Annotated in this window: 18 protein-coding genes; 17 read left to right on the top strand and 1 reads right to left on the bottom strand. The window is 43.4% G+C overall.

Translation table 11 applies throughout. The features are described from left to right. The first annotated feature begins 1 nt into the window (after position 1). From lgt to BAE31_RS08140, 7 genes are all read left to right on the top strand, one after another. The gene (gene lgt, locus BAE31_RS08170; protein ID WP_041107942.1) at positions 2 to 826 is read left to right on the top strand and encodes a prolipoprotein diacylglyceryl transferase; all 825 of its coding nucleotides are present in this window, start codon (positions 2 to 4) and stop codon (positions 824 to 826) included. 20 nt (positions 827 to 846) lie between these two features. Then, complete coding sequence (locus BAE31_RS08165; protein ID WP_041107940.1) at positions 847 to 1,791, top strand: nucleoside recognition domain-containing protein; 945 nt, start codon at positions 847 to 849, stop codon at positions 1,789 to 1,791. Then, the gene (ppaX, locus tag BAE31_RS08160; protein WP_041107938.1) at positions 1,788 to 2,438 is read left to right on the top strand and encodes a pyrophosphatase PpaX; all 651 of its coding nucleotides are present in this window, start codon (positions 1,788 to 1,790) and stop codon (positions 2,436 to 2,438) included. Before BAE31_RS08165 ends, ppaX begins: the two co-directional genes overlap by 4 nt. 1 nt (position 2,439) lies before the next feature. Beyond that, a complete protein-coding gene (locus BAE31_RS08155) occupies positions 2,440 to 2,958 on the top strand; it encodes an acyltransferase (RefSeq protein ID WP_024423568.1) in 519 nt (172 codons plus the stop codon). Between the two features lie 69 nt (positions 2,959 to 3,027). Then, positions 3,028 to 3,456 carry an Rrf2 family transcriptional regulator gene (locus BAE31_RS08150; protein WP_024423567.1) on the top strand — a complete coding sequence of 143 codons (429 nt, stop codon included), beginning with the start codon at positions 3,028 to 3,030 and terminating at the stop codon, positions 3,454 to 3,456. 87 nt (positions 3,457 to 3,543) lie between these two features. Beyond that, on the top strand, positions 3,544 to 4,185 hold the full coding sequence (locus BAE31_RS08145; protein ID WP_076840123.1) for an NAD(P)-dependent oxidoreductase: 642 nt from the start codon (positions 3,544 to 3,546) through the stop codon (positions 4,183 to 4,185). Positions 4,186 to 4,230: 45 nt separating this feature from the next. Beyond that, positions 4,231 to 4,887 carry a DsbA family protein gene (locus BAE31_RS08140; protein WP_076840121.1) on the top strand — a complete coding sequence of 219 codons (657 nt, stop codon included), beginning with the start codon at positions 4,231 to 4,233 and terminating at the stop codon, positions 4,885 to 4,887. A 15-nt stretch (positions 4,888 to 4,902) separates the two neighbouring features. Here BAE31_RS08140 and BAE31_RS08135 read toward each other — a convergent pair whose 3' ends face one another. After that, positions 4,903 to 5,691, bottom strand: a complete 789-nt coding sequence (locus BAE31_RS08135) for a C39 family peptidase (RefSeq protein ID WP_076840120.1) — start codon at positions 5,689 to 5,691, stop codon at positions 4,903 to 4,905. A 233-nt stretch (positions 5,692 to 5,924) separates the two neighbouring features. On the opposite strand from BAE31_RS08135, the gene BAE31_RS08130 reads away from it, so the two are divergent. The 10 genes from BAE31_RS08130 to BAE31_RS08085 all read left to right on the top strand — a co-directional run bounded on the left by BAE31_RS08130 (position 5,925) and on the right by BAE31_RS08085 (position 15,695). Continuing rightward, positions 5,925 to 7,100 carry an ATP phosphoribosyltransferase regulatory subunit gene (locus BAE31_RS08130; protein ID WP_076840118.1) on the top strand — a complete coding sequence of 392 codons (1,176 nt, stop codon included), beginning with the start codon at positions 5,925 to 5,927 and terminating at the stop codon, positions 7,098 to 7,100. After that, the gene (hisG, locus tag BAE31_RS08125; RefSeq protein WP_076840116.1) at positions 7,093 to 7,737 is read left to right on the top strand and encodes an ATP phosphoribosyltransferase; all 645 of its coding nucleotides are present in this window, start codon (positions 7,093 to 7,095) and stop codon (positions 7,735 to 7,737) included. Before BAE31_RS08130 ends, hisG begins: the two co-directional genes overlap by 8 nt. Then, complete coding sequence (hisD, locus tag BAE31_RS08120) at positions 7,734 to 9,020, top strand: histidinol dehydrogenase (RefSeq protein WP_076840114.1); 1,287 nt, start codon at positions 7,734 to 7,736, stop codon at positions 9,018 to 9,020. The genes hisG and hisD overlap by 4 nt, the downstream gene beginning before the upstream one ends. Next, positions 9,020 to 9,604, top strand: a complete 585-nt coding sequence (gene hisB, locus BAE31_RS08115) for an imidazoleglycerol-phosphate dehydratase HisB (protein ID WP_076840113.1) — start codon at positions 9,020 to 9,022, stop codon at positions 9,602 to 9,604. The genes hisD and hisB overlap by 1 nt, the downstream gene beginning before the upstream one ends. Then, on the top strand, positions 9,604 to 10,242 hold the full coding sequence (hisH, locus tag BAE31_RS08110; RefSeq protein WP_041107924.1) for an imidazole glycerol phosphate synthase subunit HisH: 639 nt from the start codon (positions 9,604 to 9,606) through the stop codon (positions 10,240 to 10,242). Before hisB ends, hisH begins: the two co-directional genes overlap by 1 nt. Then, the gene (hisA, locus tag BAE31_RS08105; protein WP_076840111.1) at positions 10,239 to 10,976 is read left to right on the top strand and encodes a 1-(5-phosphoribosyl)-5-[(5-phosphoribosylamino)methylideneamino]imidazole-4-carboxamide isomerase; all 738 of its coding nucleotides are present in this window, start codon (positions 10,239 to 10,241) and stop codon (positions 10,974 to 10,976) included. Before hisH ends, hisA begins: the two co-directional genes overlap by 4 nt. After that, the gene (gene hisF, locus BAE31_RS08100) at positions 10,973 to 11,731 is read left to right on the top strand and encodes an imidazole glycerol phosphate synthase subunit HisF (RefSeq protein WP_039181656.1); all 759 of its coding nucleotides are present in this window, start codon (positions 10,973 to 10,975) and stop codon (positions 11,729 to 11,731) included. The genes hisA and hisF overlap by 4 nt, the downstream gene beginning before the upstream one ends. Further along, positions 11,728 to 12,357, top strand: a complete 630-nt coding sequence (gene hisIE / locus BAE31_RS08095) for a bifunctional phosphoribosyl-AMP cyclohydrolase/phosphoribosyl-ATP diphosphatase HisIE (RefSeq protein WP_024423556.1) — start codon at positions 11,728 to 11,730, stop codon at positions 12,355 to 12,357. The genes hisF and hisIE overlap by 4 nt, the downstream gene beginning before the upstream one ends. A 131-nt stretch (positions 12,358 to 12,488) precedes the next feature. Further along, the gene (locus BAE31_RS08090; protein WP_041107918.1) at positions 12,489 to 13,946 is read left to right on the top strand and encodes a tetratricopeptide repeat protein; all 1,458 of its coding nucleotides are present in this window, start codon (positions 12,489 to 12,491) and stop codon (positions 13,944 to 13,946) included. A gap of 363 nt (positions 13,947 to 14,309) precedes the next feature. Beyond that, on the top strand, positions 14,310 to 15,695 hold the full coding sequence (locus BAE31_RS08085; RefSeq protein WP_041107916.1) for a C40 family peptidase: 1,386 nt from the start codon (positions 14,310 to 14,312) through the stop codon (positions 15,693 to 15,695). Positions 15,696 to 15,876 lie beyond the last annotated feature (181 nt).

Here is a 15,876-nt window from a genome sequence, read left to right as displayed (position 1 = left end):
TATGAACGAAGCAATTCAGCCAATTGATCCGATTGCTTTTCACCTCGGACCTATTTCGGTTCATTGGTATGGTGTGATTATTGGGGTCGGGGCCTTGCTTGGACTTTGGCTCGCCCTGAGAGAATGTGAAAAAAGAGGAATCAATAAAGATACGTTCATTGACTTAATCTTATTTGCCATTCCAATAGCGATTATTTGTGCCCGAATTTATTATGTATCCTTCGAATGGGATTACTATCAGCAGCACCCAAACGAAATCATTAAGATTTGGAATGGTGGAATTGCGATTCACGGCGGGCTGATCGGTGCCGTGCTGACAGCCATCATTTTTACAAAAGTGAGAAAGGTATCCTTTTGGAAAATAGCTGACGTCGCAGCACCTAGTATTTTACTAGGGCAGGCAATTGGACGCTGGGGGAACTTTATTAACCAAGAAGCGCACGGTGAGGCGGTTTCAAGAACCTTTTTAGAAAATTTGCATCTGCCTGAGTTTATCATTAATCAAATGTATATTGATGGTACCTATTATCACCCGACGTTCTTATACGAATCATTATGGAATCTTGTTGGTGTTGTCATCTTGATTTTATTACGCAGAACTTCGCTGCGCAGAGGCGAAATCTTCTTGTCTTATTTAATTTGGTATTCAATCGGCCGTTTTTTCATTGAAGGGATGAGAACAGACAGCTTAATGCTGACAGAGCATCTTCGAATCGCACAGATGATTTCGATTGCGATATTCGCAGTGGCTATTCTACTGATTTTCTTTAGAAGAATGAAAGGATACGCATCGATTCCGTATAAAGAGAACAACTCATCGAATTAAGCAGGGGGGATCAGAAGAAGATGGGAGAGACATGGAAAAACGGCTTGAAAGCAGGGCTATCGACAACTTGGACACTTGGTAAAGTCATCTTTCCAGTGACCATTCTCGTCAGTATCTTGCAGCATACGCCTGTCATGGATTGGATCATCCGATTCATTCAGCCATTTATGGGGCTGTTTGGTCTTTCGGGGGAAGCGGCTATTCCGCTTGTATTAGGAAATATGCTGAATTTGTATGCGGGGATTGCTGCCATTTTGACATTAGAGCTTCCTGTGAAGGAAGTGTTTATTTTGGCAGTGATGCTGTCCTTTTGCCATAACTTGATCATCGAATCAACAGTGGCAGCAAAGGTTGGACTGAGGGTATCTGTGATTTTGTTGGTCAGAATCAGTCTTGCTGTTATTTCTGCTATTGTCATTCATCTCGTTTGGCAGGGAGGCGAGGAGCCGGCGCAATATGGACTGCTTAGTGCAGCTCAGGCGGCTGATGTGCCTTCTAGCTGGTACATGATCGTCCTTCTTGCTTTACAAAAAGCTGTACTCGGTGTGCTCCAGCTCGCATGTATTGTTATCCCGCTCATGATCATCATTCAATTCATGAGAGATTTAGGGTGGCTCCATACACTGTCTAAGTGGCTGTCACCTTTTACTAGAATGCTTGGAATGAAAGAAAATACGTCTATGACGATGGTGGCTGGATTAACGATTGGTCTCGCTTATGGAGCCGGTGTGATGATGAAGGCAGTGGAAGAGGACGGTGTGAGTAAAAAGGACTTAACCCTCGCCTTTATTTTCCTTGTTGCCTGCCATGCGGTGGTCGAAGATACGCTGGTTTTTATTCCACTTGGTATTCCAGTATGGCCGCTTCTTGTGATCCGCCTGTTTTCTGCAATTTTATTGACAGCTGCTATTAGCTATATTTGGCGGAAGCGGGAACTTGCAGCTGTTAGAAAGGAAGCCATATGAACGAATCGACGATCAACACAGTGCTATTTGATTTAGATGGCACATTAATCAATACAAATGAATTAATTATTGCTTCATTTCAGCATACGCTGGATCATTATTACCCTGGTCAGTACAGCCGTGAGGATATTCTTCATTTCATTGGTCCGTCCTTGTTTGATACATTCTCTGCGATGGACCCTGATTTGACGAATGATATGATTCAGATGTACCGCACGTTTAATCATAAGCAGCATGATCTGCTTGTGACTGAATATGAGACCGTTATCGACACATTGAAAGTTCTGCAGGATCGAGGATTTAAGCTCGGTATTGTCACAACGAAGATACGGGATACGGTTTTAATGGGATTGAAGCTGACCGGTTTAGAGCCGTTCTTTGAGGTCATTGTGACGCTTGATGATGTGCAAAATGAGAAGCCGCATCCGGAGCCTGTTCAGCTGGCATTATCAAAGCTTGGCAGTGATCCGCATGAAGCGGTGATGGTCGGTGATAATTATCACGACATTTTGTCTGGTCAAGCGGCAGGGACAAAAACGGCAGGTGTTGCTTGGTCGATTAAGGGAGAAGAGGCCCTTTTAAAGCATCGCCCTGATTTCATGCTGAAGAAAATGAGTGATCTCCTGGCGATTGTTGGAGCTGATTAAGTTGAGAAAAACAGATCGTTATCCTGTAAAAGGGGTCAATTCGCTGCGGCAAGTCTATCGGACAGTTCCCTTTTTCAAAGTGGTGAAAAACTTCATTTTTATTCAAATGGCAAGGTACACGCCTTTTATGGGAATGAAAAATTGGATATACCGAACCTTTCTTCGTATGAAGGTCGGCGAGGATACGGCGTTCGCCTTAATGGTGATGGTTGACCTGATGTTTCCTGAGAAAATCACTGTCGGTCGAAATAGTGTGATCGGCTATAACACGACCATTTTGTCCCATGAGTATTTGATTAAAGAGTACAGACTTGGGGAAGTCTATATTGGTGATGAAGTCTTAATTGGAGCTAATTCAACTATTTTACCTGGTGTGACCATTGGGGATGGAGCGATCGTATCGGCTGGTACACTTGTTCATAAGGATGTGCCAGCAGGCTCATTTGTTGGAGGAAATCCAATGCGCATGATTTATACGAAAGAAGAAATGGAAGCACGTCAATCTACGTCTGCTGAGTAGCTCGGCAGACTTTTTTGTTGACAATGTGACATGGTGTAACTATAATGATTACAACAGAGGTGAGAAAACATGAAAATCAGCAGCAGATTTACTGTCGCTGTCCATATTCTGGCCTTGCTATCACTTGAAAAAGGATCATTACAGACATCGGAGGATATCGCGGGAAGTGTGAATACAAACCCAGTGGTCATCCGCCGCATTATGAGTAAATTAAAAAAAGCAGGCCTAATCTCAACGAGTCTTGGCAAAGGTGGTTCTCAGCTGAACCGCAGTGAAGACGACATCACACTGCTCGATGTGTATAAAGCGGTTGAAGTCGTGGATGAGGGAGAATTGTTTCAAATTCATGAAAGCCCAAATCCTGACTGTCCGATCGGTGCAAATATTCAAGCGGTGCTTGAATTAATTTTATGCCGCGCTCAAAGTGCGATGGAGCAAGTACTTGCTGAGATCAAATTAAGTGAACTAACGCATGTGCTAATCAAAAAAATTGGATGATCAATTCAATTTTTTTTACCTCTGTTGTAACTGTATTGGTTACACCTTTCTTTATCAATATAAAACCATATTGCAGGAGGAGTTAACATGAAAATTGGAATTATTGGCGCAACAGGTAAAGCAGGACAAGAAATTGTGAAAGAGGCTCAATCAAGAGGACATGAAGTAACGGCAATCGTCCGTGATGCACAAAAGGTGACAGATTCATCCCTAGCTGTTCTTGAGAAGGATGTGTTTCACTTGCAAGCAGAAGACATCAAAGGCTTTGATGTGATTGTAAATGCATTTGGCGCACCTGCTGGAAAAGAGCATCTTCACGTAGAAGCTGGGAAAAAGCTGATCGATATTTTAAAAAAGGCACCTGAGACTCGTTTGATCGTTGTGGGCGGAGCAGGAAGTCTATTTGTAGATGAGGCGAAAACAACAAGACTAGTGGACACACCAGAGTTTCCTAAAGAATATGCTGCTACGGCTACACAGCAAGGAGAAAACCTAAAAGATCTTCAACAAACAGAGGGATTAAAATGGACCTTCCTCAGCCCAGCTGCATTCTTTCATCCAGCTGGCAAACGTACAGGTTCTTACGTGAAAGGGAAAGACCATCTGATTGTCAATTCTAAAGGTGACAGCTATGTGAGCTATGCTGACTACGCCATTGCGCTGGTTGATGAAGTGGAGCAGGCAGCCCATGTTGGAGAACGTTTTACCGTTGTATCTGAAGCTGAATAAGCAGTTTCATGACCGCCTAAAAATGATAAATGGGGAGTCTAACGTATGAATGAGCAAGAATTGTCTTTCATCTATGTTTGGGATGCGTATTGTGGCTGGTGTTATGGATTTTCAAACAGTATCCGCACTTTGCATGAAAATCATCCGGAGATATCATTAACACTTGTGTCGGGTGGTTTATTTGTAGGAGAAAGAAGTCTTCCAATAAAGGATTATCCACACATTCCAGAAGCAAATCAGCGTATTAGTCAGCTGACGGGTGTCGAGTTTGGTGAACGTTATCAGGAGCTGTTAGCAAACGGAACGTTTCTTTTAGACTCTGAGGCTGCGGCCATTGGTTTTTCTGCATTAAGATCCATCGCACCTGAGCGCGCATTGTACTTGGCTTCATCGATGCAAAAGGCTTTTTATCAAGACGGAAAAAGCCTGAGTGATGAAGAAACGTATCGGGAGATCGCTTTGGCGCATCATCTTGATCCTGACGCAGTCATTGAACGCATGAAAACAAAAGAAGCGATGAATGATGCGTATGCCGACTTTGCGAAGGTTCATCAACTTCAGGTGAACGGCTATCCTACACTTTTGTTAAAAAGAGGGGATGAATACTTCAGCTTGGGCGGAGGTGCAATGACGGCTGAAAAGCTTGAAGGCCGCCTGAAGGAATTACTAGAAAATGAAGCAATAAAAACAACCTCTACGTGAATAGAGGTTGTTTTTTTACGCTTTAATGATAATCGCCTGACTGCCCATCTGTTCCCAAGAATCTTCAAATTGATCACGGTCGACTTTTTGATTCTTTTCTCCGTATGGATTATTCAAGTAGACATGCTCCTTGTCATAGCCTGTGATAACCACGCTATGCACATTAAAGCTTATATCTATTTTGCCATTTGGTGTATTCCATGTTTCGATGTTATCTGTTTTGTCAAAGGTGGATGTCGTAATCACCCAGACAGGATAACCCTTTTCAAGTGACTGATAGATGGCCTTTTTAACAGGCTTTCCGGTTAAGTCGACTACTTGATCGCCCGCGTATTTTTTCGCAAGCTGATAAATCGGTTCGTGGTAAACCCCAAGACCCGGCCCATTCTCCATATCGCCTACAAACCCGTCATGAGGGTCTCCTTTTAAGCCATTTTCATAATTGAGCGGAACACGTTTGATTTCATTTGCCAATGCGTTTTTCGTTACTTGCTCATAGCCGCTGTAATGAAGCAGCATCGCTAAGCTCGTGACTTCGCATCCGTTATAAAGCTTTGGCGCATCCATTTGATTGTAGAGAATGACGTCCATGGCTTTTTTGCTTCCTTTTAATGAATGATGTGTGGTTTCTGCTTTTTTCGTTGAACGAGTTTCTTCAGCTGCAAGTGCCGTATCGTTTTCTTTTGCTGCTTTTTGCGGCGAAGCTGTTTTCTTGACTTGATCGATTTGTGAAACGTATATAAAGCCGAAATAAACAAGACATGCGCACAACAAAGTTAAGATGAATGTCTGGATGAACTTCACTGTTAATCTCCTGTGTTATTCAATATTTTTAAGTATTATAGCACGTTCCTTCATCGAACATACAGAAAAGGCACAGGTGTCACTTGAATGTAATAATTCCAGAATATGTTGATGAAAATAGGGAGAAATAAAAATGATTGATTTAATCACTTTATTTTGTTAGCATATTATCATATTAGCGAACTAAAGGATTCGGAATTTTTTGTTTTAATGTGTTGGAGGTGCGGAAGAACATGTTTATGTTTGAGAAACCATATGGTATGCGGGATTCATTACCTGGATTGTATGAGACGAAGAAGAAAGTGAGACATTCTTTAACAGAGGTCATGAACGGTTGGGGTTTCCGTTTGATGGAGACACCAACACTTGAATTTTACGATACGGTCGGTGTGCAATCGGCGATTACTGATACACAGCTTTTTAAGCTTCTTGATCAAAACGGGCAAACTCTAGTGCTGAGACCTGATATGACAGGTCCGATTGCAAGGGTGGCGGCTTCTAAGCTTCACCAGCAGGCGTATCCGCTTCGTGTTGGGTATGCAGCGAGTGTGTTCCGAGCCCAGGAAAGAGAAGGCGGAAGGCCGTCAGAATTTGAGCAGGTCGGAATTGAATTGATTGGTGATGGTTCAATTAGCGCAGATGCTGAAGTCATCGCGCTTGCCGTATTTGCATTAAAAAATGCCGGGCTAAGGTCCTTCAAAATTGCGATCGGGCATGTCGCTTTAGCAGAGACGTTATTTGTTGATGTACTTGGAAATACAGAGCGTGCAAATGTCCTTCGGCGCTTCTTATATGAAAAGAATTATGTGGGATACCGTCAGCATGTGAAACAATTACCGCTCTCCTCCATCGATAAAACGAGGCTGTTACAGCTTTTAGAGTTAAGAGGCGGCCATGAGGTTATAGAGCGGGCAGAGGAAATCGTTGTTTCACAAGAAGGAAAAGAGGTGCTCGCACAGTTAAAGTCGCTTTGGGAGACACTTGAAGATTACGGCTGTACAGAATATATCCGTTTAGATTTAAGCATGGTGAGTCATATGAGCTACTATACGGGTATTTTGTTTGAAGTATTTGCAGATCATGTTGGGTCGGTCATCGGAAGCGGCGGGAGATATGATCAATTGCTTGCTCACTTTGATGCACCTGCACCAGCTACAGGGTTCGGACTTCGACTAGACCGTCTTCTTGAAGCGCTCGATGCAAAAGAAATCATTGAGCCGCAGGAGGCTGTGATTTTTAGTAAAGAACAAAGACTGGAAGCCTTTGCTTTTGCAGAAAAGGAGCGGTCAAAAGGGAAAAAGATTGTCCTGCAAGACTTAGCGGGGATTGAAAATATTGACGCGATGACCAAGGCATTTGAACAGGTGACTTATTTTATCGGTGCTAGAAAGGAAGAGCGAAATGGGTAAGGTGTTGACGATGGCGATGCCAAAGGGCCGGATATTTGAAGAAGCAGTAGGGCTGTTAAGACAGGCGGGGTACCAGCTGCCAGAGGAATTCGAGGATTCAAGAAAATTAATCATTGATGTACCAGAAGAAAACCTCCGCTTTATTTTAGCCAAGCCAATGGATGTGACCACCTACGTAGAGCATGGTGTGGCGGATGTTGGCATTGCAGGGAAGGATGTCATGCTTGAAGAAGCTCGTGATGTGTACGAAGTGCTCGATTTAAACATCAGTAAATGTCATTTAGCTGTTGCTGGATTGCCAGGAGCGAGCTGGGGTGGTGTCGCACCGCGTGTGGCAACAAAGTACCCAAATGTCGCATCGTCCTATTTTAGAGAGCAAGGAGAGCAGGTGGAGATCATTAAGCTGAATGGTTCCATAGAATTAGCACCGCTCATTGGGCTTGCCGATCGCATTGTAGACATTGTCTCTACAGGTCAAACACTAAAAGAAAATGGACTTGTGGAAACGGAACATATTTGTGATATCACGTCACGTTTTATTGTCAATCCTGTGAGCTACAGGATGAAGGATACGGTGATTGATGAAATGGCGCAGCGTCTTGCAAGAATCATTGGAGAAGGGGAGGAAACATCATGAACATCACCTGCATACAAGAAGGTGAGACAGATATTCTCTCACTCAAACGGTCCTTAGATATAGGAACAGAAGAGCAGCGTCAGGCTGTTCAGCGCATTATACAAGAAGTGAGAACAAATGGTGATGAAGCTGTACGGTCTTTTACAAAGCAATTTGACGGTGTGTTGATTGAGGATCCGCTTGTCACAGAGGATGAAATGGCAAAAGCCTGTGACCGCTTGGACAAAGAGGTGGTTCAGATTATCCAAACGGCTATCAAGCATATTCGCACATACCACGAGCGGCAGCTCACGTCCTCTTGGTTTTATCACCAAAAGGACGGTTCAATGCTTGGTCAAAAGGTGACACCGCTTGATGCGGTAGGTGTGTATGTCCCCGGTGGAACAGCTGCCTATCCATCATCTGTATTAATGAATGTGATCCCTGCGCTAGTTGCTGGCGTTGAACGAATCGTACTTGTGACTCCCCCTGGGAAAGATGGCCGTCTCTCTGACGCTGTCTTAGCTGCGGCGAAGGAGCTTGGTATTTCTGAAATGTATAAAATGGGCGGTGCACAGGCGGTTGCGGCACTTGCCTATGGAACGGAAGGCATCAAGCCTGTTGATAAAATCACAGGTCCAGGCAACATTTATGTCGCGCTGGCAAAGCGGGAAGTATTTGGTCAGGTAGATATTGATATGATCGCAGGTCCAAGTGAAATTGCAGTTCTAGCAGACGAAACAGCAGTCGCGCATGAGGTAGCGGCGGATTTACTTTCGCAGGCAGAGCATGATGCGCTGGCATCTAGTATTTTGGTGACACCGTCTAAGACACTTGCTGAAAGCGTGCAGGCAGAAGTAAGAAAGCAGCTTGATACTTTGCCTAGAAAATCAATCGCAGCAAAATCTATACAAGATCATGGCCGTATTTACGTGACAGAATCAATTGATCGTGCAGTAGACGTCATCAATCAATTAGCACCAGAGCACTTAGAGGTGCTGACAGCATACCCAGAATCACTTCTTGGTCAAATCAAGCATGCTGGCGCGATTTTCTTGGGACGCTATAGTCCAGAGCCGGTGGGCGATTATTTTGCAGGGCCGAATCATGTGCTGCCAACAAACGGAACAGCTCGATTCTCCAGCCCGCTTGGTGTGACTGATTTTCAAAAGAAAACGAGCATTATTTCATATAGTCAAGAAGCCTTTGAAACACACCGGGAAAGCATTGCGGCTTTTGCCAGATTAGAAGGGCTTGAAGCACATGCAAGGTCGATTGAAGCGAGAAAGCGGGAGGAATCGTAATGAGACAGGCGAAAACAACGAGAAAAACAAATGAAACGACCATTTCATTAGCGCTAGAAATTGATGGAGAAGGAAAAGCGGATATTCAAACAGATGTCCCTTTCATGACGCACATGCTTGATTTATTTACGAAGCATGGACACTTTAATTTGACCGTCGATGCGAAAGGGGATACGGATGTTGATGATCACCACACAACAGAAGATATCGGCATTGTACTTGGGCAAATGTTTAAGGAAGCGTTAGGCGATAAAAAGGGAATTAAGCGGTATGGCTCCAGCTTTGTTCCGATGGATGAAACACTTGCCCAGGTCGTGGTCGACTTAAGCAACCGTCCTCATTTGGAAATGAGAGCGGCCTTTCCTAGTCAAAAGGTTGGTACCTTTGATACAGAGCTAGTACATGAGTTTCTGTGGAAATTTGCACTTGAAGCCCGGATCAACCTTCATGTCATTGTTCACTACGGAACTAATACACATCATATGATTGAAGCCATTTTTAAAGCGATGGCACGTGCCTTAGATGAAGCAACAACCATTGATCCACGTGTGAAAGGAATTCCTTCGACAAAGGGGATGCTCTAATGATCGGAGTCATTGATTACGGAATGGGAAATTTGTTCAGCGTATCAAAAGCACTGGAACGAGCAGGTGCCCGCTATATCGTCTCCTCTGATGTGGAGGAGCTGAAAAAAGCAGATGCTTATATATTGCCCGGAGTAGGTTCGTTTCGTGATGCAATGCAGCTGTTAAAAGAGACTGGACTTGAGGCGTTTATTCACCAAGTTGTGCAGGAAGGAAAGTTGTTATTCGGCATTTGCCTTGGCATGCAGCTGTTATTTGAAGAAAGCGAAGAGGCAGGCCGTACAAAAGGATTGGGGCTGTTAAAAGGGCGTGTCGTTCTTTTAAAGGATCGTGATCAGGACGGGCAAAGGCTGAAGGTACCTCATATGGGGTGGAATGAGCTCACATTTCATCAGCCCTCCCCATTGTTTGACGGTGTACCAGAAGGATTTGCGTACTTTGTTCACTCGTATTATGTGAGCGATATGAATCCAGATGAGCAATTAGCAAGCGCGGACTATGGTGTTCAAGTACCAGCTGTTGTTGGCAAGGGAAATGTGCTTGGAGCACAGTTTCACCCTGAAAAAAGCAGTACAACGGGAATGGCGCTGCTCAAACAATTTATTCAATTAGCAAACGAACAGAGGGTGAGCAAATGAGTGAGTTTACATTATATCCGGCGATTGATATGAGAAATGGCAAATGTGTACGTCTTGTGCAAGGAGATTATGATCAAGAAACCATTTATGGAGATTCACCGCTCGACATGGCTGCGCAATTTGCGAAGGATGGAGCAGCATGGATTCATCTTGTGGATCTAGATGGTGCAAAAGCAGGGAAACGTGTCAATCATGAGCATGTGCTGGCGATTGCTTCTTCCTTAGATGTGAAGGTACAAATCGGCGGCGGTATTCGGACGGAAGAAGACGTTGTCTTTTATTTAAAGAGCGGCGTAGATAGAGTGATTCTCGGCAGCTCAGCTGTTTCGAACCCAGCCTTTGTGAAAAAAATGCTGGCGCAATATGGAGAGAAAATCGCAATTGGGATTGATGCGCGAAATGGCTTTGTATCGACTGAAGGATGGCTTGAAACGTCTAAAGTGAAGGCAGAGGAACTCGGCAGGGAATTGGCAAAGGAAGGCGCAGAGGTCTTTATTTTCACCGATATTCAAATGGATGGCATGCTGTCTGGTCCCAATGTAGAAAGCACGGTTCGCTTAGCAGAAGCAACCGGCAAACAAGTGATTGCTTCAGGTGGTGTCAGCGCAGTAGCCGATCTTCAAAAGCTGTCAGCGCAAAAACAGTCTGGTGTGTCTGGTGCGATCGTTGGAAAAGCACTTTACACAAAGCAGTTTACTTTAGCAGAAGCATTTGAAGGGCTTGACCGCATATGATGACAAAACGAATCATCCCATGTCTTGATGTGAAGGAAGGGCGTGTTGTCAAAGGGGTGCAATTCCTAGGCTTAAAGGATGCTGGTGATCCGGTCGAATTAGCGCAGATCTATGATGAGGAAGGGGCGGATGAACTCGTCTTCCTTGATATTTCTGCTTCTCATGAAGGCCGGAAAACGATGGTGGATGTGGTCAAACAAGTCGCGTCCACTCTTGCGATACCATTTACGGTGGGAGGCGGGATTAACCACCTTGATGACATGAAGCGTATATTAAGAGCGGGTGCAGACAAAGTATCTGTCAACACAGCAGCTGTGTTAAGGCCGGAACTGATTTCAGAAGGTGCTGACTTTTTTGGCTCCCAGTGTATCGTTGTTGCAATTGATGCAAAATATGATGAAGAGAAAAAAGCATACATGGTCTATACACACGGAGGACGCCGTCAAACAGATTTAGAGGTCAGCGACTGGGCGAAGGAAGCTGTGCAGAGAGGGGCAGGAGAGATTTTGCTGACAAGTATGGATGCTGATGGTGAAAAGACAGGCTTTGATCATCGATTGACAAAGCTTGTATCAGAGGCAGTCACTGTGCCAGTGATCGCTTCTGGCGGCGCTGGCAATGCCCAGCATATGCTCGAGGCCTTTACAAAAGGAGAAGCTGATGCAGCATTAGCAGCCTCCATTTTCCATTATAAAGAAACCTCCATTCATGAGGTGAAGACATATTTGAGAGAACACGGGGTGAAGGTCAGATGAAACAGGCAAATGAATTAACCTTTAATGAAGCAGGCCTGATTCCTGCGATTGTACAGGATGCTCAAAGTAAGGAAGTATTGACGCTTGCGTATATGAATCAAGAATCCTATGAAAAAACGCTGGAGACAGGTGAAACATGGTTTTATAGCCGGTCGAGAAACGAGCTTTGGCACAAAGGCGCCACCTCTGGACATACCCAGCAAGTGATTTCTATTCGATATGACTGTGACAAGGACGCTCTGCTTGTCCTTGTCGCGCCAAGTGGCCCAGCCTGCCATACTGGCAGCTATAGCTGTTTTTCGGAAGAAGGGGTAAAACGCCTTAGCGAAGAGCAGGAACGTTTTGCGATATTAAATGAACTTGAACAGGTCATTGCCAAGCGTCAGGCGGAAATGCCAGAAGGGGCTTATACAACCTATCTATTTGAAAAAGGGGTCGATAAAATCCTGAAAAAGGTAGGGGAAGAGGCGTCTGAGGTGATCATTGCAGCGAAAAACCGGGATCAAGAAGAATTAAAATGGGAAACGGCTGACCTCCTCTATCATCTTCTTGTATTATTACGTGAACAGCAATTGCCACTTGATGATGTATTAAAGGTATTAAAAAAACGTCATCAAGGTGAATGAAAAGCCGGGGGATATCCCAGGCTTTTTATGTTTAAATGAAAAACAAATCCTTCCTTTCCTTTTGTTCTATGTGACGACTGGTGAAGTATGTTATACTACACACGGTACACTGTTCGAAATGGAGGGTATCGGTGAGTAAATACACTTCTCAAAATAATCACACACAAGTCGTCCAGCTATTTCAAGATGGGCATTACTTTTTTCATAAAGGTCTTAAAGCATATAGAGAAAGAAATCTGTCTAGGGCAAGTAAGCTGATACAGCGGGCTATCGTACTTGAGCCTGAAAATGTAGAAATGCTGTCACAGCTTGCCATTATTTATACTGAAATGGGTCATTACCAGCAATCAAACGAACTGCTTGATTTTATCCTTGAACACATCGATGAAAACATGTCTGAGTGCCACTATTTTAAAGCCAATAATTATGCGAATCTCGGACTGTTTCAAGAGGCATATAAATCAGCTACTGCTTATGCCGCGCTGGAAGAGAACGGGGAATTTGCGGATGAAAATGACGACCTTCTTGACCTGCTCGATATGAGCGACGAAGAGGACGAAGATTTTCCTTATGATCAGGATGACCTGATTGTGAAGCAGGATCAAGCAAACCATTTGCTAGAAAGCGGCAGACTCGATGAAGCCATAGAGATGCTGGAACAGATGATTGTTGAGTATCCAGAATTTTGGTCGGCGTATAATAATCTCGCTTTGGCCTATTTTTATTCTGGCCGAATCCATCAGGCGAAAGAAATGTTGAACCGGGTCCTTCATGAAAATCCCGGTAATCTGCATGCCCTTTGCAATCAGCTAGTCTTCTACCATTATGAAAAAGAAGAAGAAAAGGTCAACGTGTTAGCAAAGCAGTTAACGCACGTGTATCCAATACTAAGTGAACAGCGTTATAAGCTTGGTGCAACATTTGCCCTTGTGGGAGAATTTGAATGGGCCTTTAAATGGCTTTATTCTTTGTACAAAACAGGTTTTCAAGGAGATAGTACATTTTTATACTGGCTTGCAAGCGCAGCCTATCATACAGGCCACAAGACGCTCGCCCAAACGGTTTGGGATAAGATGGTCGAAGAAGATATCGATGCAGATGAAATCAAGCCGTGGCAGGATAAACCTGAGGTGACAGAGCCAATGGTCTCGATTGAGGAACGGCTGACTGCGTACTATGTCAGTAAACAAAAAGGGGAACGTGACGTTCTGCAGTCTGTCCTTGATGCACGCGCAGCGAAAACGGCCTTTGAACAGCAATTCATAGAACTGCTTTTATATGAAGATGAAATGTTAGAAAAGTCTTTTTCAGAAGATGCAGTTTTTGCAAAACAAGCGGCATCCAGTCTGGAGGAAGCGGTTCAGCCTGACAGCCATATGCCTTATTTTTGGTTATTCCATATTATTCAGCAGGCACGTGCTTCTGGTATTGATAAGAAAAATGCACCTGCCTGGGCAGCAGCATCTTATTATCTATGGATGAATGAACAAGAAGCAGCTGTCAGCAAAAAAGATGTTGCGTCCGCTTTTCAGATCAGTGTTCAAACACTGTCTAAATACGAACGAGAGATCTGTACGTTAATCGATTAAATAGGTAAATAGATTCAGAACATCCCAGCATGGCCGAAAAGGTCATGCTTTTTTCTTGGATAAAAAGGTGGGATTTGCAAGGAATTGGCGAAGTATGACAATCACGACATGTTTTTGAAACATAAATGTAATAAAAATATTAGCTCATTTTGTCGATGTCTCATGTATAATGAAACTCGTGGATAAAACAAAGATAGATATTTAAATATTTTACTATACATAATGAAACACCTAGTGATAGAAACAATCTGGTCAACATCTGACTGAACAATCAGGAAGAAAGACATAGAGAGCACAGATTGGTCGCAGAGAATTTGCTGCTTTCTAATGTCGCTTGGGAAATTGTCAAAGGAGGAACTATTCGTGAAAAAGTTTATTACTTTCGGTTTAGCTTCGGTGATCGGAGCGAGCGGTTTATTTATTCCATTTACGCATGAAGCAAACGCACAGAACTTTGAACAAAAGAAACAAGAACTAGACAGCAAGCAATCTGAGGTAAACAAGAATCTTCAAAAGAAAAAAGAAGAGCTTTCAAAGCTTGAAGCAAAACAAGAGGCACTTGCACAAAAGCTTAAAGATATTGATGAGAAAGCTTTAAAAACAAGTGATCAAATCGAAGAAAAACAAAAAGAAAATGAAAAAACAAAAAAAGAAATCAAAGCACTGAAAAAAGAAATTGCTGATACAGAAAAACGTATTGAAGAAAGAAACGAGTTCTTGAAAAAGCGTGTACGTGCCCTTCAAGAGAGCGGCGGTTCTACGAAATACATAGATGTATTACTAGGAGCAAAAAGCTTTAGCGATTTCATCAGCCGTGCAGGTGCAGTATCTACACTGATCAACGCAGACAGTGAAATCATTAAAGAGCAGGAAAAAGACAAAGCAGAACTTCAAAAGTCTGAAAACGAATTAAACACAAAGCTTGAAAATGTGCAAAACACACTTGCAAAGCTTGAAACGCTTCAATCAGACTTGAATAAACAGCTTGATGAAAAAGACAAGCTATTCAAGCAAGTGAAAAAGCAAAAAGGAAGTGCTTTTTCTGAAATCAGCGAGTTAAACAGTGAGGCTAACAGCATTGCATCTGAAAAAGACGCAACAATCGCTGCACAAAAACAAGCTGAAAAAGAAGCAAGAGAAGCAGCTCAAAAAGCAAAAGAAGAAAAAGCGCAAAGACAACAGCAGCAGCGTCAAGCTAGTGTTCAAGCGGAAGACAACAGCTCAAGTAACGATAGCAGCCCGTCTTCAAGTAACAGTGGATCATCTAATGACAACAATAACAGCAACAGCAGTGCACCAAGCAAGAAGCCATCTTCTGGCGGCGGATCACCTGTCAGCAGTAACGTAGGCGGAATTGAAGGTGCGATCAGCACAGGTTCTACGATTGTTGGACAATCTCCATATAAATGGGGCGGCGGCAGATCACAAGCCGATATTGACGCACGTCGTTTTGACTGTTCTTCATTCGTTCGCTGGGCATTTGCATCAGCAGGCATCAACCTTGGACCAGTTGGCGGTACAACAACAGATACGCTTGTAGGTAAAGGAAGAGCTGTAAGTGCATCTGACATGAAACGCGGAGACCTTGTGTTCTTTGATACGTATAAAGTAAATGGACACGTTGGTATTTACTTAGGAAACGGTTCATTCTTGAACGATAACAGCTCTCGCGGTGTTTCAGTTGACTCAATGAACAACGTATACTGGAAAAAAGCTTTCAATGGCGTTGTAAGAAGAGTCGTTGAATAAATCATTACTTTTTATATAACCGTAAACAGGCTTCCTTAAACAGCAGTTTAAGGAAGCTTTTTCTTTTTTTGAAGATATGAGCAAATGATTCGCTTATTCCCCGCAGATTTAATAGGATATGGGTAAGGAATAAAAGCTAAGAGTGGAAATGATGCTCTCTGTCATGAATGGAAGCATCACC

Source organism: Bacillus sp. I-2 (assembly GCF_001974945.1).
Classification (GTDB): Bacteria; Bacillota; Bacilli; order Bacillales; family Bacillaceae; genus Bacillus; species Bacillus safensis.
Note: the sequence above shows the minus strand (reverse complement) of the source record. Positions and strands in the feature narration are given on the sequence as shown.